The organism is Streptomyces sp. NPDC032822, assembly GCF_055578825.1.
Window position 1 is genome coordinate 70,321 of record NZ_JBVIOL010000011.1, and the last position, 26,316, is coordinate 96,636.

Sequence of the window (26,316 nt, forward strand, 5' to 3'; positions counted from 1 at the left end):
CCTGCGGGTCCGCTGTTTTCCGAACTGCCGAAGGTGATCCGATGCCTCCCGCCAGCCCCGAGCTGATCTCGCCCCGTTCCCCCCGCGTCGTCGCCGCCCGGCGGCTCGCCAGGCGGAACTTCCGGGGCAAGGAGCGGCTGTTCCTCGCGGAGGGGCCGCAGGCGGTGCGGGAGGCGGCGGGGCACCAGGACACGCTGGTCGAGCTGTTCGCGACGCCGGAGGCCGCGGAGCGGTACGCCGACATCATCGGTGAGGCACGGGACGCCGGGGCCCGGGTGCATCTCGCCGACGAGCAGGTCATCGCCGACATCTCCACCACCGTCACCCCGCAGGGCCTCGTCGGGATCTGCCGGTTCCTGGACACCCCCTTCGCGGAGATCCTCGCCGCCCGGCCGAAGCTGGTCGCCGTCCTCGCACACGTACGGGACCCCGGGAACGCCGGGACCGTCCTCCGGTGCGCCGACGCCGCCGGCGCCGAGGCCGTCGTCCTGACCGACGCCTCCGTCGATCTCTACAACCCCAAGGCCGTCCGCGCCTCCGTCGGGTCGCTCTTCCACCTCCCCGTGGCCGTCGGCGTCCCCGTGGAAGAGGCGGTCCGGGGACTCCGGGCGGCCGGCGTGCGCATCCTCGCCGCCGACGGCGCCGGGACCGACGACCTGGACGACGAACTCGACAAGGGGACCATGGGCGGGCCGACCGCCTGGGTCTTCGGCAACGAGGCCTGGGGGCTCCCGGAAGAGACCCGCGCACTCGCGGACGCCGTGGTGCGCGTCCCGATCCACGGGAAGGCCGAGAGCCTGAACCTCGCCACCGCCGCCGCCGTATGTCTCTATGCGTCAGCCCGTGCACAGCGCGCCTCCGGAGGGTGCCGCTCCGTCACCGAGAGCTAGTAGGGTGACCTGCTCGGGGGCCCTGCGCCGTTCTGAGAGGTGGGGTACGGGGATGAGCGTCGGCACGAGCAGCGCACCGGGAGCACGGGACCTGCGGCGCCCGCCCGGGTCCCGGCCCGGTGATCTCGCCGAGCTCGGCATCGATCCCGACCAGCTGCCCGACGGACTGGTCGTCGCCGACGAGCACGGCCACGTGGTCTGCTTCAACGCCGCGGCGGCCAGGATCACCGACCTGCCCGCCGAGGAGGCCCTCGGACAGCGGCTGGAGACGGCCCTCCCATTAGAGGACCTGGAGGGCCGGCGCTGGTGGCAGCTCACCGACCCGTACGGCGGTCTCGCCATCCGGGTGGGACAGCCCGAGCGCAACCTGCTCCTCCCCGGCGGCCGTGAGGTGCTGGTCACCGCGAAGTACGTGCGGACCCGGCCCACCGGACCCGTCCGCCGGGTCGTCGTCTGCCTCCGCGACACCGAGGCCCGCCGCCGTACCGAACGCAGCCACGCCGAGCTGATCGCCACCGTCGCCCACGAACTGCGCTCGCCGCTCACCTCGGTCAAGGGGTTCACCGCCACCCTGCTCGCCAAGTGGGAACGCTTCACCGACGACCAGAAGCGGCTGATGCTGGAGACCGTCGACGCCGACGCCGACCGCGTCACCCGGCTCATCGCCGAACTCCTCGACATCTCCCGGATCGACTCCGGACGGCTGGAGGTCAGGCGCCAGCCCGTCGACATAGGCGCCGCCGTCGGACGGCACATCCAGGCGTACGTGGCCGCGGGCCTCGCCGCCGACCGGTTCCTGCTCCGCCTCGAACAGCCGCTGCCCGACCTGTGGGCCGACCCCGACAAGGTCGACCAGGTGCTCAGCAACCTGCTGGAAAATGCGGTGCGGCACGGCGAGGGAACCGTCACGATCGACATCACGCCCGCGGCGTCCCCCCGAGAGGGAGAGAGCGTCGGTACGTCGGTCACGGTGAGCGACGAGGGGTCCGGCATCCCGGAGGAGTCCATGAACCGCGTCTTCACCCGCTTCTGGCGAGGCAGCAAGCGCGGCGGCACCGGCCTCGGGCTCTACATCGTCAAGGGCATCGTCGAGGCCCACGGCGGCACCATCACGGTCGGCCGCGCCCCCGGCGGCGGCGCCCAGTTCCGATTTACGTTGCCCGTGAGCGCTCCGGCCTACCTGACCTGAGCCGCCCGCGGGCGCGTTCGTCCACCTCCACCCCGTTAGACTCGGCCTTTGGCACCTTTGCGTCCCCGTTTCACGTTCAGGGACGACGCGTCCCCCCGAGTCGGGACGGGGACCATCCGCCAGCCAATCGGAAGCACGGGAAGAGATGTCGGCACCGAATAAGTCGTACGACCCTGTCGAGGTCGAGGCGTTGAAACCGGAAGAGATCGAGCGCATGCAGGGCGAGGCGCTCGCCGCCTTCGCCGCCGCGGGCTCCCTCGACGCGCTCCAGGAGGCCAAGGTCGCGCACACCGGCGGCACCTCGCCGCTGGCCCTCGCCAACCGCGAGATCGGCGCGCTGCCCCCGCACGCGAAGGCCGCCGCCGGCAAGCTGGTGGGCCAGGCCCGCGGCGCCGTGAACAAGGCCCTCGCCGCCCGCCAGGGCGAACTGGAGGCCGAGCGCGACCAGCGGGTCCTGGTCGAGGAGGCGGTGGACGTCACGCTGCCGTACGACCGCGTTCCGGCCGGCGCCCGCCACCCGCTCACTACGCTCTCGGACCGGATCGAGGACGTCTTCGTGGCCATGGGCTACGAGGTCGCCGAGGGCCCGCAGGTCGAGGCCGAGTGGTTCAACTTCGACGCCCTGAACATCGGCCCGGACCACCCGGCCCGCGGTGAGGCCGACACGTTCTTCGTCCAGGGTTCCGAGGGCGGCACCGAGTCCGGTGTCGTGCTGCGCACCCACACCTCGCCGGTGCAGATCCGCTCCCTGCTGGAGCGCGAACTCCCGGTCTACGTGATCTGCCCCGGCCGCGTGTACCGCACCGACGAGCTGGACGCCACCCACACGCCCGTCTTCCACCAGGTCGAGCTGCTCGCCGTGGACGAGGGCCTGACCATGGCCGACCTCAAGGGCACCCTGGACCACATGGTCCAGTCCCTGTTCGGCGAGGGCATGAAGACGCGGCTCCGGCCCAACTTCTTCCCCTTCACCGAGCCGTCCGCCGAGATGGACATGGTCTGTTACGTCTGCAAGGGCGAGTCCGTCGGCAACCCCGACCGGCCCTGCCGTACCTGCTCCAGCGAGGGCTGGATCGAGCTCGGCGGCTGCGGCATGGTCAACCCCAAGGTGCTGACCGCCTGCGGTGTCGACCCGGAGAAGTACAGCGGGTTCGCCTTCGGGTTCGGCATCGAGCGGATGCTGATGTTCCGCCACAACGTCGAAGACATGCGAGACATGGTCGAGGGTGACGTCCGGTTCACCCGGCCGTTCGGGATGGAGATCTGATGCGGGTCCCGCTTTCTTGGCTGCGGGAGTACGTCGACCTGCCGGCGACGGAAACCGGGCGCGACGTCCAGGCCAAGCTCGTCTCCGCGGGCCTTGAGGTCGAGACGGTCGAGCAGCTCGGCGCCGACCTCAAGGGCCCGCTGGTCGTCGGCCGGGTGCTGACCATCGAGGAGCTGGAGGGCTTCAAGAAGCCGATCCGCTTCTGCACGGTCGACGTCGGCACCGCCAACGGCACCGGCGAGCCCCAGGAGATCGTCTGCGGCGCCCGCAACTTCGCCGTCGGCGACAAGGTCGTCGTCGTGCTCCCGGGCGCGGTCCTCCCCGGCAACTTCGCCATCGCCGCCCGCAAGACGTACGGCAAGACCTCCCACGGCATGATCTGCTCCGGCGACGAGCTGGGCATGGGCGACGACGGCAGCCACGGCATCATCGTGCTGCCCCCGGAGACCGAGGTCGGCAAGGACGCCATCGAGCTCCTCGAACTCGTCGACGAGGTCCTGGACATCGCCGTCACCGCGAACCGCGGCGACTGTCTGTCCCTGCGCGGCGTGGCCCGCGAGGTCGCCATCGGCTACGGCATCTCGCTGCGCGATCCCGCCCTCCTCGACGTACCGGCCCCGAACGCCTTCGGCTACCCGGTCCAGGTCTCCGACCCGGCCGGCTGCGACGGCTTCACCGCCCGTACTGTCACCGGTCTGAGCCCCGAGGCCCGCTCCCCGCTCTGGCTCCAGCGCCGCCTCCAGAAGGTCGGCATGCGCCCGATCTCGCTGGCCGTGGACGTCACCAACTACGTGATGATGGAGCTGGGCCAGCCGCTGCACGCCTACGACCGCTCGCTGGTCCAGGGCACCATCGGCGTCCGCCGGGCCGAGGAGGGCGAGAAGATCGTCACCCTCGACGGCGTCGAGCGGAAGCTGCACGCCGAGGACCTGGTGATCACCGACGACCGCGGCCCGATCGGCCTCGCCGGTGTCATGGGCGGCGCCAACACGGAGATCGCCGATCACACCGAGGCTGAGGGCACCACCGACATCGTGATCGAGGCCGCCCACTTCCACGCGGTCTCCATCGCCCGTACGGCCCGCCGGCACAAGCTGTCCTCCGAGGCGTCCAAGCGCTTCGAGCGCGGTGTCGACCCGCGGGCCGCGTCGGCCGCCGCGCAGCGCACCGTCGACCTGCTGGTGCTGCTCGCGGGCGGCACCGCCGAGGCGGGCGTCACCGAGGTCGTCGCGCCGTCCGGGCCGCACACCATCGCCCTCCCGGCGAACCACCCGGACAAGGTCGCGGGTGTCGAGTACGGCCGCGAGACCGTCGTACGCCGTCTCCAGCAGGTCGGCTGCGACGTGTACGGGCAGGACGAGCTGATCGTCACGGTGCCGTCCTGGCGGCCCGACCTCGCCGAGGTCAACGACCTCGCCGAGGAGGTCATCCGCCTGGAGGGCTACGAGAACCTGCCCTCCACGCTGCCGAGGCCCCCCGCCGGCCGCGGTCTGACCCACCGGCAGCGGCTGCACCGCCGGGCCGGCCGGGCCCTGGCCGGTGCCGGATACGTCGAGGCGCCGAACTACCCGTTCGTCAGCGAGCAGGTCTTCGACCAGCTCGGCCTCGCGGCCGATGACCCGGCGCGCCGCGTCGTCAAGCTGGTCAACCCGCTCAACGACGAGGAGCCGGCCCTGCGTACGTCGCTGCTGCCGGGCCTGCTCGGCGCGCTGCGGCGCAACGACGGCCGCGGCTCGCACGACCTGGCGCTCTTCGAGACCGGCCTGGTCTTCCTGCCGCGCGAGGAGCAGCCGGCCGCCGTGTCGCTGCCCGTCGACCGGCGTCCGACCGACGAGGAGATCGCCGGGCTGAACGCCGCGCTGCCCGAGCAGCCGCGCCATGCCGCCGTCGTCCTCGCGGGCGCCCGCGAGCAGGCCGGCTGGTGGGGCAGGGGCCGTCCGGCCGACTGGGCCGACACGGTCGAGGCGGCCCGGACGGTGGCCCGTGAGGCCGGTGCCGAACTGGTCGTCCGCGGTGGGCAGTACGGTCCGTGGCACCCGGGTCGGTGCGCCGAACTGGTGATCGTCGCGGACGGCGGCGAGCGCGTCGTCGGTCACGCGGGGGAGCTGCATCCCCGGGTGGTCAAGGCGCTGGGGCTGCCCGCGCGGACCTGCGCGATGGAGCTCGACCTGGACGCGGTGGAGCAGGCGGGCGACAGCACCCCGCAGGCGCCGAGCATCTCCACGTTCCCGGTGGCCACGCAGGATGTCGCGCTCGTCGTCGCCCGTGAGGTGCCGGCGGCCGACGTCGAGGCCGCGCTGCTCGACGGCGCGGGTGAACTGCTGGAGGCGATCCGGCTGTTCGACGTGTACGAGAACGACGAGCAGCTCGGCGCCGGCCGGAAGTCGCTGGCGTACGCGCTGCGGTTCCGGGCGACCGACCGGACGCTGACGGTGGACGAGGCGTCGGCGGCCCGGGACGCGGCGGTCGCCCTCGCGGGCGAGCGGACCGGGGCGGTGCTGCGCGCCTGAGTGGGCGTGGGGGACCGTGCCGCAGGGCCGTGTCCCCCGAGTTCCGCCCACCGGTCACCTCACTCGATTGAGTGACTTCTGTCGGTGATCTGGCCCCTTCGGGGCATGCGGTCGACAGAATCGGACCGGCCTTTCGGGGCCGGTCCGATGGCGTTGTCAGGGCCTGATTGGGGGGCCATCGACATGATCCGCATCAAGGCTGGGGTGCCTCGCGGGGCGGGACGACCCCGGACGCCCACGCGCCGGCCGGGGCGCCGGCCGCTGCGGCGGGCTCTCGCACTGGGGTTGCCGACGGTCTGGGGGGCCGCCGCGATCACCTACAAGCTGGCCTGTCCGCTCGCCCAGCAGAGCGGCCTCGGTGCGCGCGCCGCCACCGGTGCCGTCTTCTTCGCCGTCGGCACCGGGCTGATCCTCCATGCCCGGCGCACCCTGGTGCGTGAACTCCGGCTCGCCCGGCGGGTCGCCGGCGTCGCCCAGAGCGCGCTGCTGCGGCCGCCGCCGCCGCGCGTCGAGGGGCTGAACGTCGCCGCCGCCCAGCTGTCCGCGGACCGCGGTGCCGGTATCGGCGGCGACCTGTACGAGGTGGTCGCCACCGAGCACGGCGTCCGGGTCGTGATGGGCGATGTCCGCGGCCACGGGATCGGGGCGATCGGTACGGCCGCCGCCGTCCTCGGCAGCTTCCGTGAGGCCGTCCACGACGAGCCCGAACTCGACGGTGTGCTCCGTCGGCTGGAACGCACCCTGGCCCGGCACCTGCGCGAGCGCGCCCGCGCCGAACACCCCTCGGCCGGCCCGGAGCCCGAGAACCCGGTCGCCGAGGAGTTCGTGACCGTCCTGCTGCTGGAGATCGGCCGGGACGACGAGGTACGGGCGTTGAACTGCGGCCACCCGTGGCCGTACCTGCTCACCGGTACCGGCGTCGACCCCCTGGCCCGGACCGACCCCCTCCCGCCTCTGGGCCCGTTCCCCTTACCCCTCGATCTGCCCGCACGGCACTGCGGCCCCTTGCTCCCCGGCGAGAGTCTGGTCCTGCACACGGACGGAGCGGAGGACGCGCGGGACGCGCGTGGCCGGTTCTTCTCCCTGAGCGGGGCCCTGTCCGCGGCCCTGCGCGAGCAGCCGACGGCCATGCCCCAAGCCGTACTGGGCGCGGTCTTCACCGCTCTCCTGCACCACACCAGAGGTACCCCGTCGGACGACGTGGCTCTCCTGGTCCTCCGCAACGACCGATCAGGGCGACACACCTCAGGGGTGCGGGACGGTGACATGTGCGGCTCGGCCGCGCGGGCCCGACCAGCCACGACGTACCCGCAGCCGACCATGCGCCCCTAGCCGAACGGCGACGAGTCGCACAGCCACGCGCGGCGCCCGGCAGCCGTCCGCCGAGCCACGGAGTGTCGGGCAGGCGGCTGGGCGGACGGCGCGGAATCGGGCCGCCGCACTGTACGAGGGGGAGCCGGCGGCCCTGCCGGCCTCTTGCGAGGCAATTCAGTCAACCGGCTGGAAACTCTCCGCGACAGCGTGCACACGGTGCGGATTCGAGTACTCCGTTCACACCCCGTGTGAAGAAGGACCCACTACTCTGACGGCACCGAGCCACCCGGGGGGCATCCCATGCAGCCCAACACTCTGCTCGACGCGATCCTGGACGAGGCGGGCATCTCGCACGCGGGACTCGCCGCTCATGTGAACCAGGCGGGCCGGGCGCGCGGACTCGCGCTCCGCTACGAACACACCGCCGTGGCACGGTGGTTGAAGGGACAGCGGCCCCGCGGCCAGGTGCCCGACCTGATGTGCGAAGTACTCGCCGCCCGGCTGCACCGGCCCGTCACCCTCGACGACATCGGCCTCGGCATGCCCGGAGAGCCCGCCACCCCGCACGGCACCTCGCTGTCCGGGTTCGTGGAGCGGGCCACCGCGCTGTGGCGTTCCGACGAGCAGCAGCGCCCGCACATCCTGGGCGCCCCCGCGGTGACGGGCACGCCCGCCGTGATGCCGGTGTGGGAGTGGGAGAACCCTCCCGAGGACGTCGACGTCTCGCGGGGCGGCCGGCACCGGGTGACGCCCGCCGACCTCGAAATGCTGCGCGCGGCCCGTACACACTACGAGCAGATGTACCGCAAGGCCGGCGGGGTGGCGACCCGCGCCCGGATCGTCGGCTTCCTGAACGCCGAGGCCGCCCCGCTGCTGCGAGGCAGCTACACCGACGAGACGGGCCGTCAACTGCACCGGGCCACCGGCGGGTTGGTGGCGGTCGCCGGGATCTGCGCCTACGACTCGGACGCGCACGGTCTGGCCCAGCGCTACTTCCACCAGGCGCTCCGGCTCGCCAAGGCCAGCGGTGACCGGGGGTTGGGCGCGTATGTGATCGCGCTCCTGGTCAACCAGGCGTTGTTCATGCGGGAGTACCGGCAGGCCGTCGCCTTCGCGGAGGCCGCGCTGCGGGCGGCCGGCCGGCACATCACCCCGGCGCTCGCCTCCGATCTGTACGCGATGCAGGCGAAGGCGTACGCACACCTCGGCGACGGCACGAGCGCGCTGTCCTGCATCCGGCGGGCCGAGCAGGCCGCCGAACGCATCCGGCGCGGATACGAGCCGGACGAGACGGGCTATGTCCAGCCGGGGCTCGTCAACGTCCAGGTGGCGGAGGCGTTGCTGAGTCTGGGCGAGGTGGCGGCGGCCCGGGAGCACGCCGCGGCGGCCGTCGACAATCCGGCGCACGACCGGGGCCGGGTGCACCGGCTCGCCATGCTCAGCACGATCGAGCTGCGCCAGGGCAACGCCGACAAGGCGGTGGCCATCGCGGTACAGATGGCCGAACAGGCCCGGGGAATGGAGTCGCAGCGCCTGCGCGACAGACTCCGGGCGGTGCGTGAACACCTCGTGCGCAGCGGCTGCGCGGGCACGGCCGAGGCCGCCGCACTCATCGACGGGGCACTGCGCGTACCGCTGTAGACGGGTACACGAGCACCGACACCTCATAGTCCCTGCTGCGATATTGCCACTTACTCGACGGAAGGTGGCAGAACCGTGCAGTGGACGAAACAGAACGAACGAACTGTGTATGAAAACCGCTGGTTCACCGTCAACCTGGCAGATGTGGAGCTGCCCGACGGACGGCACCTGGACCACTTCCTCATACGGCTGCGGCCCGTCGCCGTGGCCACGGTGGTGAACGAGGCCAACGAGGTCCTCCTCCTGTGGCGCCACCGCTTCATCACCGACAGCTGGGGGTGGGAACTCGCGGCGGGGGTGGTCGAGGACGGCGAGGACATCGCCGTCGCGGCCGCCAGGGAACTGGAGGAAGAGACCGGCTGGCGGCCGGGACCCCTGCACCACCTGATGAGCGTGGAGCCGTCCAACGGGCTCACCGACGCCCGGCACCACATCTACTGGGCCGACGAGGGGAAGTACGTCGGACACCCCGTGGACGATTTCGAGTCGGACCGCCGTGAATGGGTCCCGCTCAAGCTCGTCCCGGACATGGTCGCCCGTGGCGAGGTCCCGGCCGCGAACATGGCGGCCGCTCTGCTGCTGTTGCACCACCTCAGGCTCGGTCAGGACGCGATGCCCTGAATTCCCGTCTCGCGGCACGTCCTGACCGGTGTCGTTCGGCTAGCGACCCAGGGCCTGCCAGATCGTCACGACGAGCGCGCCCATGGCGGTGAGGACCGCGAGTGCGGGCAGCGGCCAGCGGGCGTGCTCCAGGGCGATGATCCGGGCGGAAAGGTCGTCGACTTCCTTGTCGGTCTCCTCGGTGCGATGGCTGAGCAGCGCCAGCCCTCCCTCGACGCGTGCGTACGCGACGTCGAGCCGGCGCCGTAACTCTGCGAGTTCTCCATGGACCACGGGATGCTCCGGGTCGGCGGTCACAGGTCCGCTCCTTTCCGTAGTCGTCACACCCCTTGCATGCGCATGGAGAGTCAACTCGCCTGGTGGGCACGTGGGGAGAGTGTGCGAGGGGCATATGCGAGCCCGGCGCGCACACGGTGTGTGAATACGATGGGCCCGGCACTCCGAAGAGTGCCGGGCCCTTTCAAGCCACCGTGCGTAATCAGCTGTAGGTGTAGAAGCCCGAACCGGACTTCCGGCCCAGCCGGCCGGCGTCGACCATGCGCTGGAGCAGCGGGGGAGCGGCGTACAGCGGCTCCTTGTACTCCTCGTACATGGAGAAGGCCACCGAGGCCACCGTGTCCAGACCGATCAGGTCGGTCAGCTTCAGCGGGCCCATCGGGTGGGCGCAGCCGAGCTCCATGCCGTTGTCGATGTCCTCGCGGCTCGCGATGCCCGACTCGAACATCCGGATGGCGGAGAGGAGATACGGGATCAGCAGCGCGTTGACCACGAAGCCGGAGCGGTCCTGGGCGCGGATCGCGTGCTTGCCGAGCAGCTTCTCGGTGAAGACCTGGGCGCGGGCGAGCGTGGCCTCGGAGGTGGTGAGCGCCGGGATCAGCTCGACCAGCTTCTGCACCGGGGCCGGGTTGAAGAAGTGGATGCCGATGACGTGGTCGGGCCGCGAGGTGGCGACCGCCAGCTTCACCAGGGGGATCGAGGAGGTGTTGGAGGCCAGGATCGCGTCGGGCCGGGTCACCACCTGGTCGAGCACCTGGAAGATCTCGGTCTTGACCTGCTCGTTCTCGACGACGGCCTCGATCACCAGGTCGCGGTCCGCGAACTCGCCGAGGTCGGTGGTGAAGCTGAGACGTGCCAGCGTGCCGTCCCGCTCCTCGTCGGTGATCTTGCCGCGTTCGGCGGCCTTCGCCAGGGAGTTGAACAGCCGGGTCCGGCCGATCTCCAGGGCCTCACCCGTGGTCTCGGCGACCATGACGTCCAGGCCGGCCCGGGCGCACACCTCGGCGATGCCCGCTCCCATCTGGCCGCAGCCCACTACTCCGACGCGCGCAATGTCTCCCGCTGGGAAGTCCGTCACATCGTTCCTTTCCGCTGGTCTACGGGCATCGCAGGATTCCGTGGGTCCGGGGCCTGCTCCGTTCGTGCACGTTACCGCCAAGTATCGATGATCGATCGCCGGGGTCGGGCATCGGTCGGGCATCCTGAGGCGCGACGATGGTCCGTGACCGGCTGGATCCGAGGTATTCGGGGGTTGTGCAGATGGGACGAGTGTCACGTCGGGCGTTCGCGCTGGCCGCGCTGGCGACGCTGACCACGGCTTCGGGCGGCGCGTCGGCCGTCCCGGAACGAGAGCCGCACCGGCGGCGGGAGACGGCCGAGATGCGGGGGGTATGGCTGGCCACCGTGGCGAACCGGGACTGGCCCTCCAAGCCGGGCCTGAGCGCGGCGGCCCAGCGCGCCGAACTCCTCACCCACCTCGACAAGGCCGTCGAGTCGCGTCTCAACACGGTGATCTTCCAGGTACGCCCCACCGCGGACGCCCTGTGGCCCTCGCCGTACGAGCCCTGGTCGCAGTACCTCACCGGGACCCAGGGCAAGGACCCCGGCTGGGACCCGCTGGGCACGGCCGTCGAGGAGGCGCACGCCCGCGGTCTGGAACTGCACGCCTGGTTCAACCCGTACCGGATCGCCGGCCACACCGACCTCGGCAGGCTGGTGGAGAGCCACCCCGCCCGGCGGCATCCGGACTGGGTGGTGACGTACGGCGGAAAGCTCTACTACAACCCGGGGCTGCCCGAGGTCCGCGCCTTCGTCCAGGACGCGATGCTCGACGCGGTGAAGAAGTACCCGGTCGACGCCGTGCACTTCGACGACTACTTCTACCCGTATCCCGTGGCGGGCCAGACCTTCGACGACGACGAGGCCTACGACCGTTACGGCTCGCGCTTCACCGACCGGGCCGCCTGGCGCCGGAACAACATCGACAAACTGGTGCGCGAGACGGCCGCCCGCATCAGGCGGACCCGGCCCGGGACGCAGTTCGGCATCAGCCCCTTCGGCGTGTGGCGCAACGCCGCGACCGATCCGCTCGGCTCGGACACCAGGGCCGGCGTGCAGACGTACGACGACCTGCACGCGGACACCAGGAAATGGGTCCGGAAGAACTGGATCGACTACATCGTCCCGCAGCTCTACTGGAACATCGGCTTCGCCGCCGCCGACTACGCGAAGCTGCTGCCCTGGTGGGCGGAGGTGGCGCGGGGCAGCGGGACGCGGCTGTACGCCGGCGAGGCGCTGTACAAGGCGGGCGCCGCGGGGCAGCCCGACGCCTGGCAGGACCCCGCCGAACTCTCCCGGCACCTCACGCTCGCCGAGGACCGTCCCGAGGTGCGCGGGCATGTCTTCTTCGCCGCCAAGGACGTGGCGACCGACCCGATCGGGGCCATGGCACGGGTGGTCGCCGACCACTACGCGCGGTCGGCGAGGACTCCGTAGGTCCGCGGGACTCCACAGGCCCGGAAGGCCCCGCAGGGCTAGAGGCCGGTCTCCCGGTGCCGGATCTCGGAGTCCGGGCCGGGAGAGCAGACGCCCTCGTGCCCGTCCTCGAAACGGACGCGGTACGGGGGCGTACCCGCCTGACCCAGCACCTCGACGATCTCGCCGACCTTGTCGTGCTGTCCGACCACCCTGCCGTGCTGGACGAGCTGGTCGCCCACGGTTGCACGCATCTGTTGGGCCTCCTCACCCTCGCGCCCGCTGGGTGACGGCGATGCACACCAGCACCGCCGCGGCCGTCAGCGGGGCGGCCACCGTCAGATGCTCGCCGAGCAGCAGCACCGACCACACCAGTGTGAGCAGCGGCTGGGCCAGCTGCAACTGGCTGGCCTTGGGTATTCCGATGGCGGCCATGCCCCGGTACCAGACGACCAGGCCGAAGAACTGCGACCCCGCCGCGACCCACAGCAGCCCGATGACGCTGTGCGCGGTGAGACGCGCGGGTTCGCACCACAGGGCCGGCACGGCGGCGGCCAGGGCGAACGGCAGACACAGCACCAGCGCCCAGCCGATGACCTGCCAGCCCGGCATCACCCGGGCCAGCCGGCCGCCCTCGGTGTAGCCGGCCGCGCACACCAGCAGCGCCGCGAAGAGATACAGGTCGGCGGTGCCGAGGGAGCCGCCGCTCTGCTGCACGGTGAACGCGGCCACCGCCGCCGCGCCCCCGAGCGCCGCCGCCCAGAAGGTGCGGGAGGGCCGGGTGCCCATGCGCAGGGCGGAGAACAGAGCGGTGGTCAGCGGGAGCAGGCCGACCACGACGGCGGCGTGCGCGGTGGTGGACGTCTCCAGCGCGAGCGTGCTCAGCAGCGGGAAGCCGAAGACGACACCGCCGCCGACCACCGCGAGCCCCGGCCAGTGGCGGCGGGCGGGCAGCGGGACGCGCAGGGCCAGCAGACAGCCGCCCGCGATCAGTGCCGCCAGGACACTGCGCACGGCGACCAGGGACCAGGGGCCGAAGCCCTCCAGCCCCCAGGCGGTGGCGGGAAAGGTGAGGGAGAAGGCGACGACGCCGAGCGCGGCCTGGAGGGTGCCGGGGCCCGTGGTTCCGGCACCGCCGGTCCTGCCGGTCGGGCCGTTCCCGACGGTGACCGCTATCGTGCTCGACGTGGTAGCGCTACTCTCTGCTCTCATGTACGAGCGTAGCAGCGTGGCTGATCTGGCGGAACAACTCCGGAGGGAGCTCGACCGCTACTCGCCCAATGGAAAGCTCCCGTCGAGCCGTACCCTCGTCGAACGGTTCCGGGTCAGCCCGGTGACCGTCTCGCGGGCGCTCGCGCAACTCGCCGCCGAGGGGCTGGTGGTCACCCGGCCCGGGGCCGGCGCCTTCCGGGCCCGGCCGCGCGCGGAGGCCGCCCCGGCGGGTGACACGTCCTGGCAGGAGGTGGCGCTCAGCGCGGACGGCGCGGCCGACCTCGTACCGCGCTCGGTGGACGCCTCCGGTGTCCTGGTCTCGCTGGCCGCCCCGGCGCCCGGCGTCATCGAGTTCAACGGCGGCTATCTGCACCCCTCCCTGCAACCGGAGCGCGCGATGGCCGCGGCGCTCTCCCGCGCGGGCCGCCGCCCGGGCGCCTGGGGGAGACCGCCCATGGAGGGGCTGCCGGAGCTGCGGGAGTGGTTCGCGCGGAACATCGGCGGGCCCGGCGGGGGCGTCACGGCCGCCGAGGTGCTGATCGCCTCGGGCGGCCAGTCCGCGCTGACCACCGCGCTGCGCGCCCTCGCGCCGCCCGGTGCGCCGGTGCTCGTCGAGTCGCCCACCTACCCCGGCATGCTGGCCATCGCCCGCGCGGCCGGCCTGCGCCCGGTCCCCGTACCCGTCGACGCGGACGGCGTCCGGCCCGCCCTGCTCGCCGACGCGTTCGGGGCCACCGGCGCCCGGGTCTTCGTCTGCCAGCCGCTGTTCCAGAACCCGACCGGCGCGGTCCTCGCTCCCGAGCGGCGCGGCGAGGTGCTGCGCATCGCGCGCGAGGCGGGCGCGTTCGTGATCGAGGACGACTTCGTACGACGGCTCGTGCACGAGGACGCGGGACCGCTGCCGCGTCCGCTGGCCGCCGACGACCCGGACGGCGTCGTCGTCCACGTCGGCTCGCTGACCAAGGCGACCTCGCCCAGCTTCCGGGTGAGCGCCCTCGCCGCGCACGGTCCGGTGCTGGAGCGGCTGCGGGCCATCCAGGTCGTCGACACCTTCTTCGTCCCCCGGCCCCTCCAGGAAGCGGCGCTCGAACTGGTCGGCTCACCCGCCTGGCCACGCCATCTCCGGTCGATCTCCGCCGAGTTGAGGACCCGGCGGGACACGATGACGGCCGCGCTCCGGCACGACCTGCCCGAACTCGCCCTCCCGCACATCCCGTCCGGCGGCTACCACCTGTGGCTCCGCCTCCCCGACGGCACGGGGGACACCTCCCAGGCCTTCGGCTCCGGGGGAGAGGCCGCCCTGGTGGCGGCCGCCCTGCGCGCCGGCGTCGCCATCACCCCCGGCCGCCCCTACTTCAGCGCCGAACCCCCCGCCGGACACGTGCGGTTGAGCTTCGCGGCGGTGGCGGGGACGGGGGAGATCGCGGAGGGCGTACGGCGACTTCGGACGGCCTGCGAGGAGGCGCTCTAGCGCACGGGCGCCGTACCGCAGGCGAACTCCAGGGAGTCGAGCAGTTCGGCTGTCAGCCGTATCCCGGTCACCCGCTCGGCGAGCGCGAACGCGGCCTCGGTGTGCCGGAGGTCCGGTTCCGTATCCGGGCTCAGGTGGAAGCCGGACTCCCGCATCTCCACGAGGAGCCCGTCCGCCCGGTCGCCGCACCGGCGGTCCGGGAAGAGCGGCTCGAAGCGCAGGAGCGGCTCGCCGTCGGCCAGCCACAGGAAGGTGTCCACCTCGCCGCCGCCGCCGCGATGATGGGAGACAGTGGTGCGGCCTCGGGACAAGGGGCGCATCGCTGACGGCGTGACGCCCAGAAAGCCGTTGACCTCGACCATGAGTGCCCAGTCGCCGACCGCTGCGACGCCGACGAACAACAGGTCGCCCTGGTGCCGCTCCCAGCAGTCGAAGGACGGCTGGAACAGGCCCGCCACCCCGGTGATCCGCGGGCCGGGTCCGGCGCCCAGCCCTTCGAGCAGACGGGCCGGCGTGATGTCACCGACCAGCGTGACGCAGTACGCCTCCCACAGGTCCGCGTGACGCTCGCGGAGCCAGGCGTAGTCCCTCGCGTGCGGTGTCGGTGCCGTCATGCCCGCAGCATGCCAGGAGGCACCGACAGCGGCTCCCCACCGGGGAAAACCGGTCGACGCCCGCGCGCGCGACCTGCCAATCTCCCCGCATGACCGACACCCCGACCCTCGCCGAGGGCTACGAGATCTCCACCGACCCCGACCGCGTCGACGCCGAGCGCGTGCACAACTGGCTGTCCACCGACGCGTACTGGGCGATGGGGCGGCCCCGCGAGAAGTACGACCGGGCGAGGGAAGGATCGCTCGACTTCGGGGCGTACGAGGTGGTTTCGGGAGAACAGGTGGCGTATGCCAGGGTCGTCACGGACCGGGCGACCTTCGCCTGGCTGTGCGACGTGTACGTCGACCCGTCGGCGCGCGGCAAGGGGCTCGGGACGGCGCTCGTCGGGGCCGTACGGGACCATCTGCGGCCCTACGGGCTGCGGCGGATCCTGCTCGCCACGCAGGACGCCCACGGGGTGTACGAGAAGCTCGGCTTCGCGCCGCTGGAGAAGCCCGACCAGTGGATGGCGCTCGTCCTCTGACGGATTCCGCTGACGGCGGGTCGGATAACTCCCCGGTAACACCCCTTGACCTGCGCACTCTCGCGATTCACGATCGCCGCATGCAACTTAGGGTCACGTTCGTCGCCGCCGCGCGCAGTTCCCCGTTGCTCGCCGAGCGTTTCGACGACGACCGTCCGCTGGACCAGGCCGGCTGGGACGAGGTGCAGCGCGTCGTCCAGGACCTGATCCCGCTCGCGGTGGCCGAACTGCGCTACTGCTCGCCGACCCCGCGCAGCCGCGCCACCGGGGACGCCCTCGGGTACACACCGCTGGTGCAACTCGCCCTGCGGGACTGTGACATGGGGCGCTGGCGCGGACTGACGCTCGGCGAGGCGATGGCCCGGGAACCGGAGGCCGTGGACGCCTGGCTCGCCGACCCGAACGGCACGCCGCACGGCGGGGAGTCGCTGCGGGAGTTCATCGCCCGGGTCGGCGGCTGGCTCGACACCCGGCCCGTCGAGGACGGCGGCCGGGTCGTCGCCGTGGCCGAGCCCTCGGTGATCCGCGCGGCCCTGGTGTACGCCCTCAAGGCACCGCCCTCGACGTACTGGAACATCGACGTCCGCCCGCTGTCGACGACCGTCGTCACGGGCCGGGCGGGGCGCTGGAACCTGCGCCTGGACGGGGTGTCGAGCTAGGACCGGTCCCGGCCTTCGCGGGCGTAGTCGGTGATCAGGACCAGGTCCTTCGCGGGACCGCCCACCCGCCACACGGTCCGCCAGTGGTCCCGGCCCCGGACGCCGAACTCCCCGCGGTAGAGGTCCGCCGAACAGGGGTGGTCGGTGAGGTGGTGCCCGGTCGTCAGATCCAGGTCGTGGAAGGGGCGCCCGTCGGCGAAGCGCACGTCCGCCGATCCGGGTGAACTCCCCGGCAGGTAGCGCAGGGTCCGCTCGGCGGGGCGGGGGACGCCCTGCCAGGTGAAGACGCCGGACTCGTGGTGCAGCAGTCCGCCCTCGTGGAACGGTCCGCCGTCGCGGAGCGGGCCGAAGCCCTCGTCCGGCGAGTCGGCGTTCTCGTGCGACGGGTCGAGGTCCTCGTCCAGTGGGCCGAAAGTCGTCGTACCGGTGAAGCCGCCCGTCGCGCCGCTCGTCAGATCCCGTACGGATCGCTCCACCCGCCAGCTCCCGGCCAGATACGCCAGCACGTCCGGCACTGGCCAGAACTCACCCATCCCGTCCCGCTCTCCGTCCCACCCGTTGTTGTCCGACCCATTGACGGGCACCTGTCCCCTCCCTATCTTGCCGTTCGAAGTCTTGATCATCGTCCGGTATGTCGAACAATCCGAGCCGCGGAGTATCCATGCCACTGACCCGCACCCGCTGGAGACTCGGTCTCACCGCCACCGCCCTGCTGGTGGCGGCCGGCCTGGTCCCGGCGCCCGCGCACGCCGAGGACGTCACCGACTACGCGATCACCGTCGACCCGACCGCCAAGGGCGCGAAGATCGACGACACCATGTACGGCGTCTTCTTCGAGGACATCAACCGGGCCGCCGACGGCGGGCTGTACGCCGAGCTCGTGCAGAACCGGTCCTTCGAGTACTCCACCGCCGACAACGCCTCGTACACGCCCCTCACCTCCTGGACGGTCGACGGCACCGCGCAGGTCGTGGACGACGACGGCCGGCTGAACGAACGCAACCGCAACTACCTCTCGCTGGGCGCCGGTTCGTCCGTCACGAACGCCGGCTACAACACCGGCGTCCACGTGGACGCGGGCAAGAAGTACGACTTCTCGGTATGGGCCCGCGCCACCGGTGGCACCACCCTCACCGTCGGCCTCCAGGACGCCGACGGCACGCTCGCCACCGCCCGCCGGGTGGCCGTGAAGAAGAGCGGCTGGGCCAAGTACACCGCCACCTTCACCGCGACGCGTACCAGCAGCGACGGCCGTCTCGCCGTCGCCTCCGCCGCCGCGACCGCCCTCGACATGGTGTCCCTCTTCCCGCGCGACACCTACAAGCACCAGTCCAACGGCCTGCGCAAGGACCTCGCCGAGAAGATCGCCGCCCTGCACCCGGGCTTCGTGCGCTTCCCCGGCGGCTGCCTGGTCAACACCGGCTCCATGGAGGACTACAGCGAGGCCTCGAACTGGCAGCGCAAGCGCTCCTACCAGTGGAAGGACACCATCGGCCCGGTCGAGCGGCGCGCCACCAACTCCAACGTCTGGGGCTACAACCAGTCGTACGGCCTCGGCTACTACGAGTACTTCCGCCTCGCCGAGGACATCGGCGCGATGCCGCTGCCCGTCGTCCCCGCCCTGGTGACCGGCTGTGGCCAGGACAAGGCCGTCGACGACGAGGCGCTCCTGGAGCGGCACATCCAGGACACCCTCGACCTGATCGAGTTCGCCAACGGACCGGTGACCTCGACCTGGGGGAAGAAGCGCGCGCGGATGGGGCACCCCAGGCCGTTCCGCCTCACGCACCTGGAGGTCGGCAACGAGGAGAACCTGCCCAACGAGTTCTTCGCCCGGTTCAAGGAGTTCCGCACCGCCATCGAGGCGAAGTACCCGGACATCACCGTCGTCTCCAACTCCGGCCCCGACGACGCCGGTTCGACCTTCGACACGGCCTGGAAGCTCAACCGGGACGCGAACGTCGCCATGGTCGACGAGCACTACTACAACAGCCCGCAGTGGTTCCTGCAGAACAACGACCGCTACGACTCCTACGACCGCACCGGCCCCAAGGTCTTCCTCGGCGAGTACGCCTCCCGGGGCAACGCCTTCAAGAACGGCCTCGCCGAGGCCGCGTTCATGACCGGCCTGGAACGCAACGCCGACGTCGTCAAACTCGCCTCCTACGCACCGCTGTTCGCCAACGAGGACTACGTGCAGTGGAGCCCGGACCTGGTGTGGCTCAACAACCACGCCTCCTGGAACTCCGCCAACTACGAGGTCCAGAAGCTGTTCATGACCAACGTCGGCGACCGGGTGGTGCCCTCGACGGCCACCGGAACGCCGTCGCTGCTCGCCCCCATCACCGGAGCCGTCGGCCTGTCCACCTGGGCGACCGCGGCGGCGTACGACGACGTGAAGGTGACCGGCGCGGACGGGACGGCGCTGCTCGGCGACGACTTCAGCTCTGACGCCTCGCAGTGGACGCACTCCGGCGGGGGCAGCTGGAGCGTGCGGGACGGGCAGTACGTGCAGAGCGACGTGGCCGCCGAGAACACCATGGTCTCGGCCGGCGACCCGTCCTGGCACGACTACGACCTGCATGTGAAGGCCACCAAGAAGTCCGGCAAGGAGGGCTTCCTCGTCGCCTTCGGTGTCAAGGACACCGGCAACTACTACTGGTGGAACCTGGGCGGCTGGAACAACACCCAGTCCGCCGTCGAACAGGCAGTGGACGGCGGCAAGTCGACGCTCGTGTCCAAGGCGGGTTCCGTGGAGACGGGGCGCGCCTACGACATCGACATCAAGGTGCGGGGCCGTCAGGTCACCCTCTACCTCGACGGGCAGGAGTGGGGCGGCTTCACCGACGACAAGCCGGCCGAGCCGTTCCGGCAGGTGGTCACCAAGGACAAGAAGACCGGTGACCTGATCGTCAAGGTCGTCAACGCCCAGTCCGCCGCGGCCCGTACGGCGATCGACCTGGGCGGCGCGAAGGTCGCGTCCCGCGCGAAGGTCACCACCCTGACCGCCGCGCCGGACGCGGTGAACACGGAGACCGAGACGCCGGTGGCGCCGGTGAGGTCCACCTTCGAAGGGGTCACCGACAGGTTCACCTACACCTTCCCGGCGAACTCGGTCACCTTCCTGCGGATCAGGCAGAGGTAGCCGGTGCCGGCGCGGGCTGCTCCCCGAGCGGCAGCAGCCCGCGCTCGGCGAAGACCTTCTTCGCCACGAAGGTGGCGTTGAGCGCCTTGGGGAATCCGCAGTATCCGGCGGAGTGCAGCAGCGCCTCGACGATCTCCCCGGGGGCCAGGCCCACGTTCAGGGCCGCGTTGATGTGCATCTCCAGCTGGGGTTCGCAGCCGCCGAGCGAGGTGAGTATGCTCAGCGTCACCAACTGGCGGTCCCTGGGTGCGAGTTCGGGACGGGCGTAGATCTCCCCGAATCCCCAGGCGACGATCTGGTGGCCCAGCTCGGGGCTGATGTCCGCGAGCGCGTCGACAACCGGCTGTGCGGCCTCGCCGTGGAGGCTCCGCAGCACTTCCAGGCCGCGGGCGAAACGCTCGTCACGGGTGGGGCTCTCGCTCATATCGGGTCCGCCGTCCGTAGTGGCTGATCTTGCCGTCCTGTGCGCGGCCGCCTCCCGACGCCGCGGTCCACGGACACGACCGTAGAACCTGGAGCGCACTCCAGGGCAGGTCTCCGGGAGCCTCGATGTCCACCGGGGCGGGGCGCGGTGCCCTGCCGGCGCTCCTGTGCACCCGCTCCGCGGCGACACCCACCCAAGATTGCATAAACGTACATCGAAACGTATAGTCATGCCATCACGAGGAGGATGGATCCCATGACGGTACGTGCGGCAGTGGCCGGAGCGAGTGGATACGCGGGGGGAGAACTCCTGCGTCTGCTCCTGGCGCACCCCGAGGTCGAGGTCGGCGCCCTGACCGGCAACTCCAACGCCGGACAGCGGCTCGGCGCGCTGCAGCCGCACCTGCTGCCGCTGGCCGACCGCGTACTCCAGGAAACCACCGCGGACGTCCTCGCGGGCCAGGACCGACGGCATGACGTGGTCTTCCTGGCGCTTCCGCACGGCCAGTCCGCCGCCGTCGCCGAGCAGCTCGGCCCCGACGTCCTCGTCGTCGACATGGGGGCCGACTTCCGTCTCAGGGACGCCGGCGACTGGGAGAAGTTCTACGGCTCCCCGCACGCCGGCACCTGGCCCTACGGCCTGCCCGAACTGCCGGGTGCCCGCGCCGCGCTGGAGGGGTCCAAGCGCGTCGCGGTGCCCGGTTGCTACCCGACCGCCGTCTCGCTGGCGCTCTTCCCGGCGTACGCCGCCGGGCTCGCCGAGGCCGAGGCCGTGATCGTCGCCGCCTCCGGCACCTCCGGCGCGGGCAAGACGCCCAAGGCCCATCTGCTGGGCAGCGAGGTCATGGGCTCCATGTCGCCGTACGGCGTCGGCGGCGGCCACCGGCACACCCCCGAGATGATCCAGAACCTCAGCGCGGCAGCCGGGGAGAGTGTCTCCGTCTCCTTCACCCCGACCCTCGCGCCCATGTCCCGGGGCATCCTCGCCACCTGCACCGCGAAGGCCAGGCAGGGCGTCACCGCCGAGTCCGTCCGCGCCGCCTACGAGAAGGCCCTCGCCGACGAGCCCTTCGTCCACCTCCTGCCGCAGGGGCAGTGGCCCGCCACGGCGTCCGTCCACGGTTCCAACGCCGTTCAGATCCAGGTCGCGTACGACGAGGCCGCGGGCCGCATCATCGCGATCAGCGCCATCGACAACCTGACCAAGGGCACCGCGGGCGGTGCCGTCCAGAGCATGAACATCGCCCTCGGGCTTCCCGAGGAGCTCGGTCTTTCCACGATCGGAGTCGCACCGTGAGCGTCACGGCAGCACAGGGATTCCAGGCGGCGGGCATCGCTGCCGGAATCAAGGAGAACGGCAACCCGGACCTGGCCCTCGTGGTCAACACCGGGCCCCGCCGCGCCGCCGCCGGCGTCTTCACCTCCAACCGCGTCAAGGCCGCCCCCGTCCTGTGGTCCGAGCAGGTCCTCAGGACCGGCCGGGTCTCCGCGGTGGTCCTCAACTCCGGTGGCGCCAACGCCTGTACGGGCCCCAAGGGCTTCCAGGACACCCACGCCACCGCCGAGAAGGCCGCCGAGGTGCTCGGGCTCGGCGCCGTCGAGGTCGCCGTCGCCTCCACCGGGCTGATCGGCGTCCTGCTCCCGATGGACAAGCTGCTGCCCGGCATCGACACGGCGGCGGCCCAGCTGTCCGAGCACGGCGGTGAGAAGGCCGCCATCGCCATCAAGACCACCGACTCCGTGCACAAGACGTCCGTGGTCACCAAGGACGGCTGGACCGTCGGCGGCATGGCCAAGGGCGCGGGCATGCTCGCCCCCGGCCTCGCCACCATGCTGGTCGTCCTCACCACCGACGCCGACGTCGACCACGCGACCCTGGACCGGGCGCTGCGCGCCGCCACCAAGGTCACCTTCGACCGCGTCGACTCCGACGGCTGCATGTCCACCAACGACACCGTGCTGCTGCTCGCCTCCGGCGCCTGTGAAGTCACCCCGGAGTACGAGGAGTTCGCCGCGGCCGTGCGTGCGGTCTGCGACGACCTCGGGCAGCAGCTCATCCGGGACGCCGAGGGCGCCAGCAAGGACATCAGGATCGAGGTGGTCAACGCGGCCACCGAGGACGACGCCGTCGAGGTGGGCCGCTCCATCGCCCGCAACAACCTCCTCAAGTGTGCCCTCCACGGCGAGGACCCCAACTGGGGCCGGGTCCTCTCCGCGATCGGCACCACCGGGGCAGCCTTCGACCCCGACCAGCTCAACGTCGCCATCAACGGCGTCTGGGTCTGCAAGAGCGGCGGCGTCGGCGAGGACCGGGAGAAGGTCGACATGCGCTACCGCGAGGTCCACATCGTCGCCGACCTCGCCGCGGGCAGTGAGACGGCCACCATCTGGACCAACGATCTCACCGCCGACTACGTCCACGAGAACAGCGCGTACTCCTCATGAGCACCACCCGCAAGCACACCGCGCTCCCCAAGGCGCAGATCCTCATCGAGGCCCTGCCCTGGCTGGTCCGGCACAACGGCAAGACCGTCGTCGTCAAGTTCGGCGGCAACGCCATGATCGACGAGGACCTCAAGGCCGCCTTCGCCCAGGACATCGTGTTCCTGCACCAGGCCGGCATCAAGCCCGTCGTCGTGCACGGCGGAGGTCCCCAGATCAGCGCCGCCCTCGACAAGCACGGCATCGTCAGCGAGTTCAAGGCCGGGCTGCGGGTGACCACCGAGGACGCCATGGACGTCGTACGGATGGTGCTGGCCGGACAGGTCCAGCGCGAACTGGTCGGGCTGCTCAACCAACACGGCCCGCTCGCCGTGGGATTGACCGGCGAGGACGCGCACACCATCACCGCGACCAAGCACCAGCCCACGATCGACGGCGAGTTGGTCGACATTGGGCGGGTGGGCGAGATCACCGACATCGACACGGGCGCGATCGAGGCGCTGCTGGCGGACGGCCGAATCCCGGTCGTCTCGTCGATCGCCCGGAGCCAGGACGACCACCATGTCTACAACGTCAATGCTGATACGGCGGCTGCGGCACTCGCTGCGGCGCTGGGCGCCGAAACCCTCATGGTCCTCACGGACGTGGAGGGCCTCTACGAGGACTGGCCGAACAGCGACGAGGTGATCAGCCGCCTCACGGCTTCCCAACTGGAGAAGCTGCTGCCGGAGTTGAGCTCCGGCATGGTGCCGAAGATGGAGGGCTGCCTGCACGCCGTACGCGGCGGCGTCACCACCGCCCGCGTCATCGACGGCCGGGTCCAGCACTCGATCCTGCTGGAGATCTTCACCGACGAGGGCATCGGCACGATGGTCGTGCCGGATGCGGAAGAGGGGGACGTGCCATGACCGGCACCGCGACCAACGCAGAGCTCGCCCAGCGGTGGCAGGGCGCGCTCATGAACAACTACGGCACCCCGCGGCTGCCCCTCGTCCGCGGTGCCGGCACGAATCTGTGGGACGCCGACGGCAAGCAGTACCTCGACTTCGTCGGCGGCATCGCGGTCAACGCGCTCGGCCACGCCCACCCGGCGATCGTCGAGGCGGTCAGCGGCCAGATCGCCACCCTCGGCCACGTCTCCAACCTGTTCCTCGCCGAACCGCCCGTCGCGCTCGCCGAACGGCTGCTCCAGCACTTCGGCCGCGACGGCAAGGTGTACTTCTGCAACTCCGGCGCCGAGGCCAACGAGGGCGCCTTCAAGATCGGCCGGCTGACCGGGCGGACCCACATGGTCGCCACCGAGGGCGGCTTCCACGGCCGGACCATGGGCGCCCTCGCCCTCACCGGCCAGCCCGCCAAGCAGGGCCCGTTCCGGCCGCTGCCGGGCGACGTGACCCACGTGCCGTACGGCGACGCGCAGGCGCTGGCCGCCGCGGTCACCGAGAACACGGCCCTCGTCGTCATCGAGCCGGTCCAGGGCGAGAACGGCGTCGTGGTGCCCCCGGCCGGCTATCTCAAGGCGGCCCGGGCGATCACCGCGGCGACCGGCGCGCTGCTGGTCCTGGACGAGGTGCAGACCGGGATCGGGCGGACCGGCAACTGGTTCGAGTACCAGGCCCACGAGGGCGTCCTGCCCGACGTCGTCACGCTCGCCAAGGGGCTCGGCGGCGGACTGCCGCTCGGCGCGACGGTCGCCTTCGGGCGGGCCGCGGAACTGCTGCAACCGGGCCACCACGGTACGACGTTCGGCGGCAACCCGATCGCGTGCGCGGCCGGCCTCGCCGTACTCGACACCATCGCGAACGAAGGGCTGCTGGAGAACGTCAAGCGGCAGAGCGAGAAGCTGCGGGACGGAATCGAGTCACTCGGCGACCCGTTGATCGCCCATGTCCGGGGTGTGGGCCTCCTCCTGGGTATCGTGCTCACCGAGCCGCTCGCGCCGAAGGTCCAGCAGGCGGCCCAGGACGCCGGATTCCTGGTGAACGCGCCCACGCCCGAGGTGGTACGGCTCATGCCGCCGCTGAACCTCGCGGACGCGGAAGTGGACGCGCTCCTCCAGGCGCTGCCCGGCATCCTGGACGCGGCCAAGGGGGACGGATGATCCGGAGAATGAGACGACGATGAGCCACGCGCAGGAGCACGACCAGACCGCGGGGTCTGCCGTACCGCAGACCCGCATCGCACGCCACCGCCGGATCGTGGACATCCTCAACCGGCAACCGGTGCGCAGCCAGAGCCAGTTGGCGAAGCTGCTCGCCGACGACGGGCTGAGCGTCACCCAGGCGACACTCTCCCGGGACCTGGACGAGCTGAACGCGGTGAAGATCCGCAACAACGACGGCGACCTGATCTACGCGGTGCCGAGCGAGGGGGGCTTCCGTACGCCTCGGGTACCGCTGGGGGAGTCGGCGAAGGAGGAGCGGATGCGGCGGCTCTCCGCCGAGCTGCTGATCTCCGCGGAGGCGTCCGCGAACCTGGTGGTGCTGCGGACGCCGCCGGGTGCCGCGCAGTTCCTGGCCTCGGCCATTGACCAGGCCGAGCTGCAGGACATCCTGGGGACCATCGCGGGGGACGACACGTTGCTGTTGATCAGCCGGGATCCTGTGGGTGGGCAGGCACTTGCCGATCATCTGCTGCGGTTGGCTCAGAACGGGCACTGAAGGGGCGGGGACCGGCGTGGGCCGACTGCGGCACGTGTCCGTGGCTTGTCGCGGCCACGCGGCGGAGCCGCACAGCGGCACGGCCCCGCGCCCCTGAGGGCGTCAGCTCATCCGAGTCGAGCCGCCAGACCCCCCGTGCATCGCACCTCGTCGCCCGCCGTGATCAGCAGGGCCTCCACGTCCGGGAGGGACTCCAGCCAGCCCAGGGCCTCTCGTGAGCCCATCGCGAAGGCCGCGGTGGCCCAGCAGTCCGCCCAGGTCAGGCTGGGGGCGACGACGGTGACGGCGAGGAGGTCGGTCACCGCGGAGCGGGCGGTGCGCGGGTCGACGATGTGCGTGCCGCGTTCCGCCGTGCCGGAGGTGGCCACGGCCAGCTCGGGGACGCCCGCGGCGGAGACGACCGCCGCCAGTCCGCCCGGCCGCAACGGATCCGACACCCCGACCCGCCACGGCCGCTCCGGTCCCGGCACGCCCAGCAGCTGGACGTCGCCGCCGCCGTTGACGCTCACGCCGGTCGCCCCGGCCCGGGCCAGCCGCCGGGCCGCGCGCTCCGCGGACCAGCCCTTGACGATGCCGGTCGGGTCGAGACGGCCCTCGTAGCGCAGGCTGAACCAGCTGTCGCTGGCCCGCTCGGCCTCCGCGCCGAGCGCCAGGACCTCGGCGACCATCGGATCGCACTCCTCGACGGTCAGCTCGCCGCGGGCCAGCCGGGAGACCTCGCTGTCCTCGCGGTAGGTGCTGAACACCTCGTTCACCCGGTGCAGTTCGGCGACCGCCTCGCGCAGCGCGGCCCGTACGGCGTCGGGATCCCCGCCGCGGACGTCGAAGGAGAAGACCGTCCCCATGACCTCCTCCGCATGACGTACCGCGGCGGGAGCTTGTGCCGGATCCGTCACCGTGTCAGCCACCGGCCTGGTCCAGGGCCGACTGCAGCGACTCCTTGTACCCGGCGCTGGTGTAGGTGGCTCCGGAGACGGCGTCGA

At 71.6% G+C, this 26,316-nt stretch carries 26 protein-coding genes; 17 read left to right on the plus strand and 9 right to left on the minus strand.

What is annotated here, in order from left to right:
* The first annotated feature begins 41 nt into the window (after positions 1-41).
* The 7 genes from ACZ5VD_RS28665 (at position 42) to ACZ5VD_RS28695 (ending at position 9,432) form a co-directional block, all read left to right on the plus strand.
* On the plus strand, positions 42-890 hold the full coding sequence (locus ACZ5VD_RS28665) for a TrmH family RNA methyltransferase (RefSeq protein WP_468683737.1): 849 nt from the start codon (positions 42-44) through the stop codon (positions 888-890).
* Positions 891-942: 52 nt separating this feature from the next.
* On the plus strand, positions 943-2,079 hold the full coding sequence (locus ACZ5VD_RS28670; protein WP_468552301.1) for a sensor histidine kinase: 1,137 nt from the start codon (positions 943-945) through the stop codon (positions 2,077-2,079).
* A 145-nt stretch (positions 2,080-2,224) separates the two neighbouring features.
* On the plus strand, positions 2,225-3,346 hold the full coding sequence (gene pheS / locus ACZ5VD_RS28675; protein ID WP_468552300.1) for a phenylalanine--tRNA ligase subunit alpha: 1,122 nt from the start codon (positions 2,225-2,227) through the stop codon (positions 3,344-3,346).
* Positions 3,346-5,856 carry a phenylalanine--tRNA ligase subunit beta gene (gene pheT, locus ACZ5VD_RS28680; RefSeq protein ID WP_468552299.1) on the plus strand — a complete coding sequence of 837 codons (2,511 nt, stop codon included), beginning with the start codon at positions 3,346-3,348 and terminating at the stop codon, positions 5,854-5,856. Before pheS ends, pheT begins: the two co-directional genes overlap by 1 nt.
* A gap of 183 nt (positions 5,857-6,039) precedes the next feature.
* On the plus strand, positions 6,040-7,188 hold the full coding sequence (locus ACZ5VD_RS28685; protein ID WP_468683738.1) for a PP2C family protein-serine/threonine phosphatase: 1,149 nt from the start codon (positions 6,040-6,042) through the stop codon (positions 7,186-7,188).
* Positions 7,189-7,470: 282 nt separating this feature from the next.
* On the plus strand, positions 7,471-8,811 hold the full coding sequence (locus ACZ5VD_RS28690) for a transcriptional regulator (RefSeq protein WP_468552297.1): 1,341 nt from the start codon (positions 7,471-7,473) through the stop codon (positions 8,809-8,811).
* Positions 8,812-8,886: 75 nt separating this feature from the next.
* On the plus strand, positions 8,887-9,432 hold the full coding sequence (locus ACZ5VD_RS28695; RefSeq protein ID WP_468552296.1) for an NUDIX hydrolase: 546 nt from the start codon (positions 8,887-8,889) through the stop codon (positions 9,430-9,432).
* Between the two features lie 39 nt (positions 9,433-9,471).
* Here ACZ5VD_RS28695 and ACZ5VD_RS28700 read toward each other — a convergent pair whose 3' ends face one another.
* The gene (locus ACZ5VD_RS28700) at positions 9,472-9,729 is read right to left on the minus strand and encodes a hypothetical protein (RefSeq protein WP_468552295.1); all 258 of its coding nucleotides are present in this window, start codon (positions 9,727-9,729) and stop codon (positions 9,472-9,474) included.
* Between the two features lie 181 nt (positions 9,730-9,910).
* Complete coding sequence (locus ACZ5VD_RS28705; RefSeq protein WP_468552294.1) at positions 9,911-10,786, minus strand: 3-hydroxybutyryl-CoA dehydrogenase; 876 nt, start codon at positions 10,784-10,786, stop codon at positions 9,911-9,913.
* 182 nt (positions 10,787-10,968) lie between these two features.
* Between ACZ5VD_RS28705 and ACZ5VD_RS28710 the strand changes: the two genes are divergently transcribed.
* Positions 10,969-12,204, plus strand: coding sequence for a glycoside hydrolase family 10-like protein (locus tag ACZ5VD_RS28710; RefSeq protein ID WP_468683739.1), 1,236 nt, complete (start codon positions 10,969-10,971; stop codon positions 12,202-12,204).
* A gap of 38 nt (positions 12,205-12,242) precedes the next feature.
* Here the strand turns inward: ACZ5VD_RS28710 and ACZ5VD_RS28715 are convergent, their stop codons facing one another.
* Both ACZ5VD_RS28715 and ACZ5VD_RS28720 read right to left on the minus strand, forming a co-directional pair.
* Positions 12,243-12,437 carry a DUF1918 domain-containing protein gene (locus tag ACZ5VD_RS28715; protein WP_468552292.1) on the minus strand — a complete coding sequence of 65 codons (195 nt, stop codon included), beginning with the start codon at positions 12,435-12,437 and terminating at the stop codon, positions 12,243-12,245.
* A gap of 13 nt (positions 12,438-12,450) precedes the next feature.
* Positions 12,451-13,395 carry a DMT family transporter gene (locus ACZ5VD_RS28720; RefSeq protein WP_468552291.1) on the minus strand — a complete coding sequence of 315 codons (945 nt, stop codon included), beginning with the start codon at positions 13,393-13,395 and terminating at the stop codon, positions 12,451-12,453.
* Here ACZ5VD_RS28720 and ACZ5VD_RS28725 point away from each other — a divergent pair.
* Positions 13,394-14,866: an aminotransferase-like domain-containing protein gene (locus ACZ5VD_RS28725; protein ID WP_468683740.1), complete on the plus strand. Its 1,473-nt coding sequence runs from the start codon at positions 13,394-13,396 to the stop codon at positions 14,864-14,866. The genes ACZ5VD_RS28720 and ACZ5VD_RS28725 overlap by 2 nt on opposite strands.
* Here the strand turns inward: ACZ5VD_RS28725 and ACZ5VD_RS28730 are convergent.
* A complete protein-coding gene (locus ACZ5VD_RS28730; protein WP_468552289.1) occupies positions 14,863-15,480 on the minus strand; it encodes a DUF6461 domain-containing protein in 618 nt (205 codons plus the stop codon). The genes ACZ5VD_RS28725 and ACZ5VD_RS28730 overlap by 4 nt on opposite strands.
* Before the next feature lie 89 nt (positions 15,481-15,569).
* Here ACZ5VD_RS28730 and ACZ5VD_RS28735 point away from each other — a divergent pair, with 89 nt between their 5' ends.
* Together ACZ5VD_RS28735 and ACZ5VD_RS28740 are read left to right on the plus strand one after the other, a co-directional pair.
* Positions 15,570-16,004, plus strand: coding sequence for a GNAT family N-acetyltransferase (locus tag ACZ5VD_RS28735; RefSeq protein ID WP_468552288.1), 435 nt, complete (start codon positions 15,570-15,572; stop codon positions 16,002-16,004).
* An 80-nt stretch (positions 16,005-16,084) separates the two neighbouring features.
* Positions 16,085-16,663, plus strand: a complete 579-nt coding sequence (locus ACZ5VD_RS28740) for a histidine phosphatase family protein (RefSeq protein WP_468552287.1) — start codon at positions 16,085-16,087, stop codon at positions 16,661-16,663.
* Here the strand turns inward: ACZ5VD_RS28740 and ACZ5VD_RS28745 are convergent.
* Positions 16,660-17,196: a DUF6314 family protein gene (locus tag ACZ5VD_RS28745; RefSeq protein WP_468552362.1), complete on the minus strand. Its 537-nt coding sequence runs from the start codon at positions 17,194-17,196 to the stop codon at positions 16,660-16,662. The genes ACZ5VD_RS28740 and ACZ5VD_RS28745 overlap by 4 nt on opposite strands.
* Before the next feature lie 128 nt (positions 17,197-17,324).
* Between ACZ5VD_RS28745 and ACZ5VD_RS28750 the strand changes: the two genes are divergently transcribed.
* Positions 17,325-19,808 (plus strand): alpha-L-arabinofuranosidase C-terminal domain-containing protein, encoded by a 2,484-nt coding sequence (locus tag ACZ5VD_RS28750; RefSeq protein WP_468683742.1) that lies wholly within the window; start codon positions 17,325-17,327, stop codon positions 19,806-19,808.
* On the opposite strand, the gene ACZ5VD_RS28755 is transcribed toward ACZ5VD_RS28750, so the two are convergent.
* Positions 19,795-20,232 (minus strand): carboxymuconolactone decarboxylase family protein, encoded by a 438-nt coding sequence (locus ACZ5VD_RS28755; protein WP_468552285.1) that lies wholly within the window; start codon positions 20,230-20,232, stop codon positions 19,795-19,797. The two genes, ACZ5VD_RS28750 and ACZ5VD_RS28755, sit on opposite strands and share 14 nt — an antisense overlap.
* Before the next feature lie 255 nt (positions 20,233-20,487).
* Here ACZ5VD_RS28755 and argC point away from each other — a divergent pair, with 255 nt between their 5' ends.
* From argC to ACZ5VD_RS28780, 5 genes are read left to right on the plus strand one after another with little or no spacing between them, the layout of a single operon-like run.
* Positions 20,488-21,528, plus strand: coding sequence for an N-acetyl-gamma-glutamyl-phosphate reductase (gene argC, locus ACZ5VD_RS28760; protein ID WP_468683743.1), 1,041 nt, complete (start codon positions 20,488-20,490; stop codon positions 21,526-21,528).
* Entirely contained in the window at positions 21,525-22,676 is a 1,152-nt protein-coding gene (gene argJ, locus ACZ5VD_RS28765) for a bifunctional glutamate N-acetyltransferase/amino-acid acetyltransferase ArgJ (protein ID WP_468683745.1), read from the plus strand. The genes argC and argJ overlap by 4 nt, the downstream gene beginning before the upstream one ends.
* Positions 22,673-23,581 carry an acetylglutamate kinase gene (gene argB, locus ACZ5VD_RS28770; protein WP_468552282.1) on the plus strand — a complete coding sequence of 303 codons (909 nt, stop codon included), beginning with the start codon at positions 22,673-22,675 and terminating at the stop codon, positions 23,579-23,581. Before argJ ends, argB begins: the two co-directional genes overlap by 4 nt.
* Positions 23,578-24,774: an acetylornithine transaminase gene (locus ACZ5VD_RS28775; RefSeq protein WP_468683747.1), complete on the plus strand. Its 1,197-nt coding sequence runs from the start codon at positions 23,578-23,580 to the stop codon at positions 24,772-24,774. Before argB ends, ACZ5VD_RS28775 begins: the two co-directional genes overlap by 4 nt.
* Before the next feature lie 19 nt (positions 24,775-24,793).
* A complete protein-coding gene (locus ACZ5VD_RS28780; protein WP_468552280.1) occupies positions 24,794-25,333 on the plus strand; it encodes an arginine repressor in 540 nt (179 codons plus the stop codon).
* A gap of 107 nt (positions 25,334-25,440) precedes the next feature.
* Here the strand turns inward: ACZ5VD_RS28780 and ACZ5VD_RS28785 are convergent, their stop codons facing one another.
* Both ACZ5VD_RS28785 and ACZ5VD_RS28790 read right to left on the minus strand, forming a co-directional pair.
* A complete protein-coding gene (locus tag ACZ5VD_RS28785) occupies positions 25,441-26,178 on the minus strand; it encodes an FAD:protein FMN transferase (RefSeq protein ID WP_468683749.1) in 738 nt (245 codons plus the stop codon).
* 55 nt (positions 26,179-26,233) lie between these two features.
* Positions 26,234-26,316: FMN-binding protein (locus tag ACZ5VD_RS28790; RefSeq protein ID WP_376020147.1), on the minus strand; the 83-nt coding region annotated here is incomplete at its 5' end.

Coding starts and splice junctions, on each gene's coding strand:
- ACZ5VD_RS28720 (WP_468552291.1), bottom strand. CDS start 13,395: ATGAGAGCAGAGAGTAGCGCTACCACGTCGAGCACGATAGCGGTCACC.
- ACZ5VD_RS28715 (WP_468552292.1), bottom strand. CDS start 12,437: ATGCGTGCAACCGTGGGCGACCAGCTCGTCCAGCACGGCAGGGTGGTC.
- pheS (WP_468552300.1), top strand. CDS start 2,225: ATGTCGGCACCGAATAAGTCGTACGACCCTGTCGAGGTCGAGGCGTTG.
- ACZ5VD_RS28750 (WP_468683742.1), top strand. CDS start 17,325: ATGCCACTGACCCGCACCCGCTGGAGACTCGGTCTCACCGCCACCGCC.
- ACZ5VD_RS28725 (WP_468683740.1), top strand. CDS start 13,394: ATGTACGAGCGTAGCAGCGTGGCTGATCTGGCGGAACAACTCCGGAGG.
- ACZ5VD_RS28685 (WP_468683738.1), top strand. CDS start 6,040: ATGATCCGCATCAAGGCTGGGGTGCCTCGCGGGGCGGGACGACCCCGG.
- ACZ5VD_RS28755 (WP_468552285.1), bottom strand. CDS start 20,232: ATGAGCGAGAGCCCCACCCGTGACGAGCGTTTCGCCCGCGGCCTGGAA.
- argB (WP_468552282.1), top strand. CDS start 22,673: ATGAGCACCACCCGCAAGCACACCGCGCTCCCCAAGGCGCAGATCCTC.
- ACZ5VD_RS28745 (WP_468552362.1), bottom strand. CDS start 17,196: ATGGGTGAGTTCTGGCCAGTGCCGGACGTGCTGGCGTATCTGGCCGGG.
- ACZ5VD_RS28670 (WP_468552301.1), top strand. CDS start 943: ATGAGCGTCGGCACGAGCAGCGCACCGGGAGCACGGGACCTGCGGCGC.
- ACZ5VD_RS28740 (WP_468552287.1), top strand. CDS start 16,085: ATGCAACTTAGGGTCACGTTCGTCGCCGCCGCGCGCAGTTCCCCGTTG.
- ACZ5VD_RS28775 (WP_468683747.1), top strand. CDS start 23,578: ATGACCGGCACCGCGACCAACGCAGAGCTCGCCCAGCGGTGGCAGGGC.
- pheT (WP_468552299.1), top strand. CDS start 3,346: ATGCGGGTCCCGCTTTCTTGGCTGCGGGAGTACGTCGACCTGCCGGCG.
- ACZ5VD_RS28710 (WP_468683739.1), top strand. CDS start 10,969: ATGGGACGAGTGTCACGTCGGGCGTTCGCGCTGGCCGCGCTGGCGACG.
- ACZ5VD_RS28665 (WP_468683737.1), top strand. CDS start 42: ATGCCTCCCGCCAGCCCCGAGCTGATCTCGCCCCGTTCCCCCCGCGTC.
- ACZ5VD_RS28730 (WP_468552289.1), bottom strand. CDS start 15,480: ATGACGGCACCGACACCGCACGCGAGGGACTACGCCTGGCTCCGCGAG.
- ACZ5VD_RS28785 (WP_468683749.1), bottom strand. CDS start 26,178: ATGGGGACGGTCTTCTCCTTCGACGTCCGCGGCGGGGATCCCGACGCC.
- ACZ5VD_RS28780 (WP_468552280.1), top strand. CDS start 24,794: ATGAGCCACGCGCAGGAGCACGACCAGACCGCGGGGTCTGCCGTACCG.
- ACZ5VD_RS28735 (WP_468552288.1), top strand. CDS start 15,570: ATGACCGACACCCCGACCCTCGCCGAGGGCTACGAGATCTCCACCGAC.
- ACZ5VD_RS28690 (WP_468552297.1), top strand. CDS start 7,471: ATGCAGCCCAACACTCTGCTCGACGCGATCCTGGACGAGGCGGGCATC.
- argC (WP_468683743.1), top strand. CDS start 20,488: ATGACGGTACGTGCGGCAGTGGCCGGAGCGAGTGGATACGCGGGGGGA.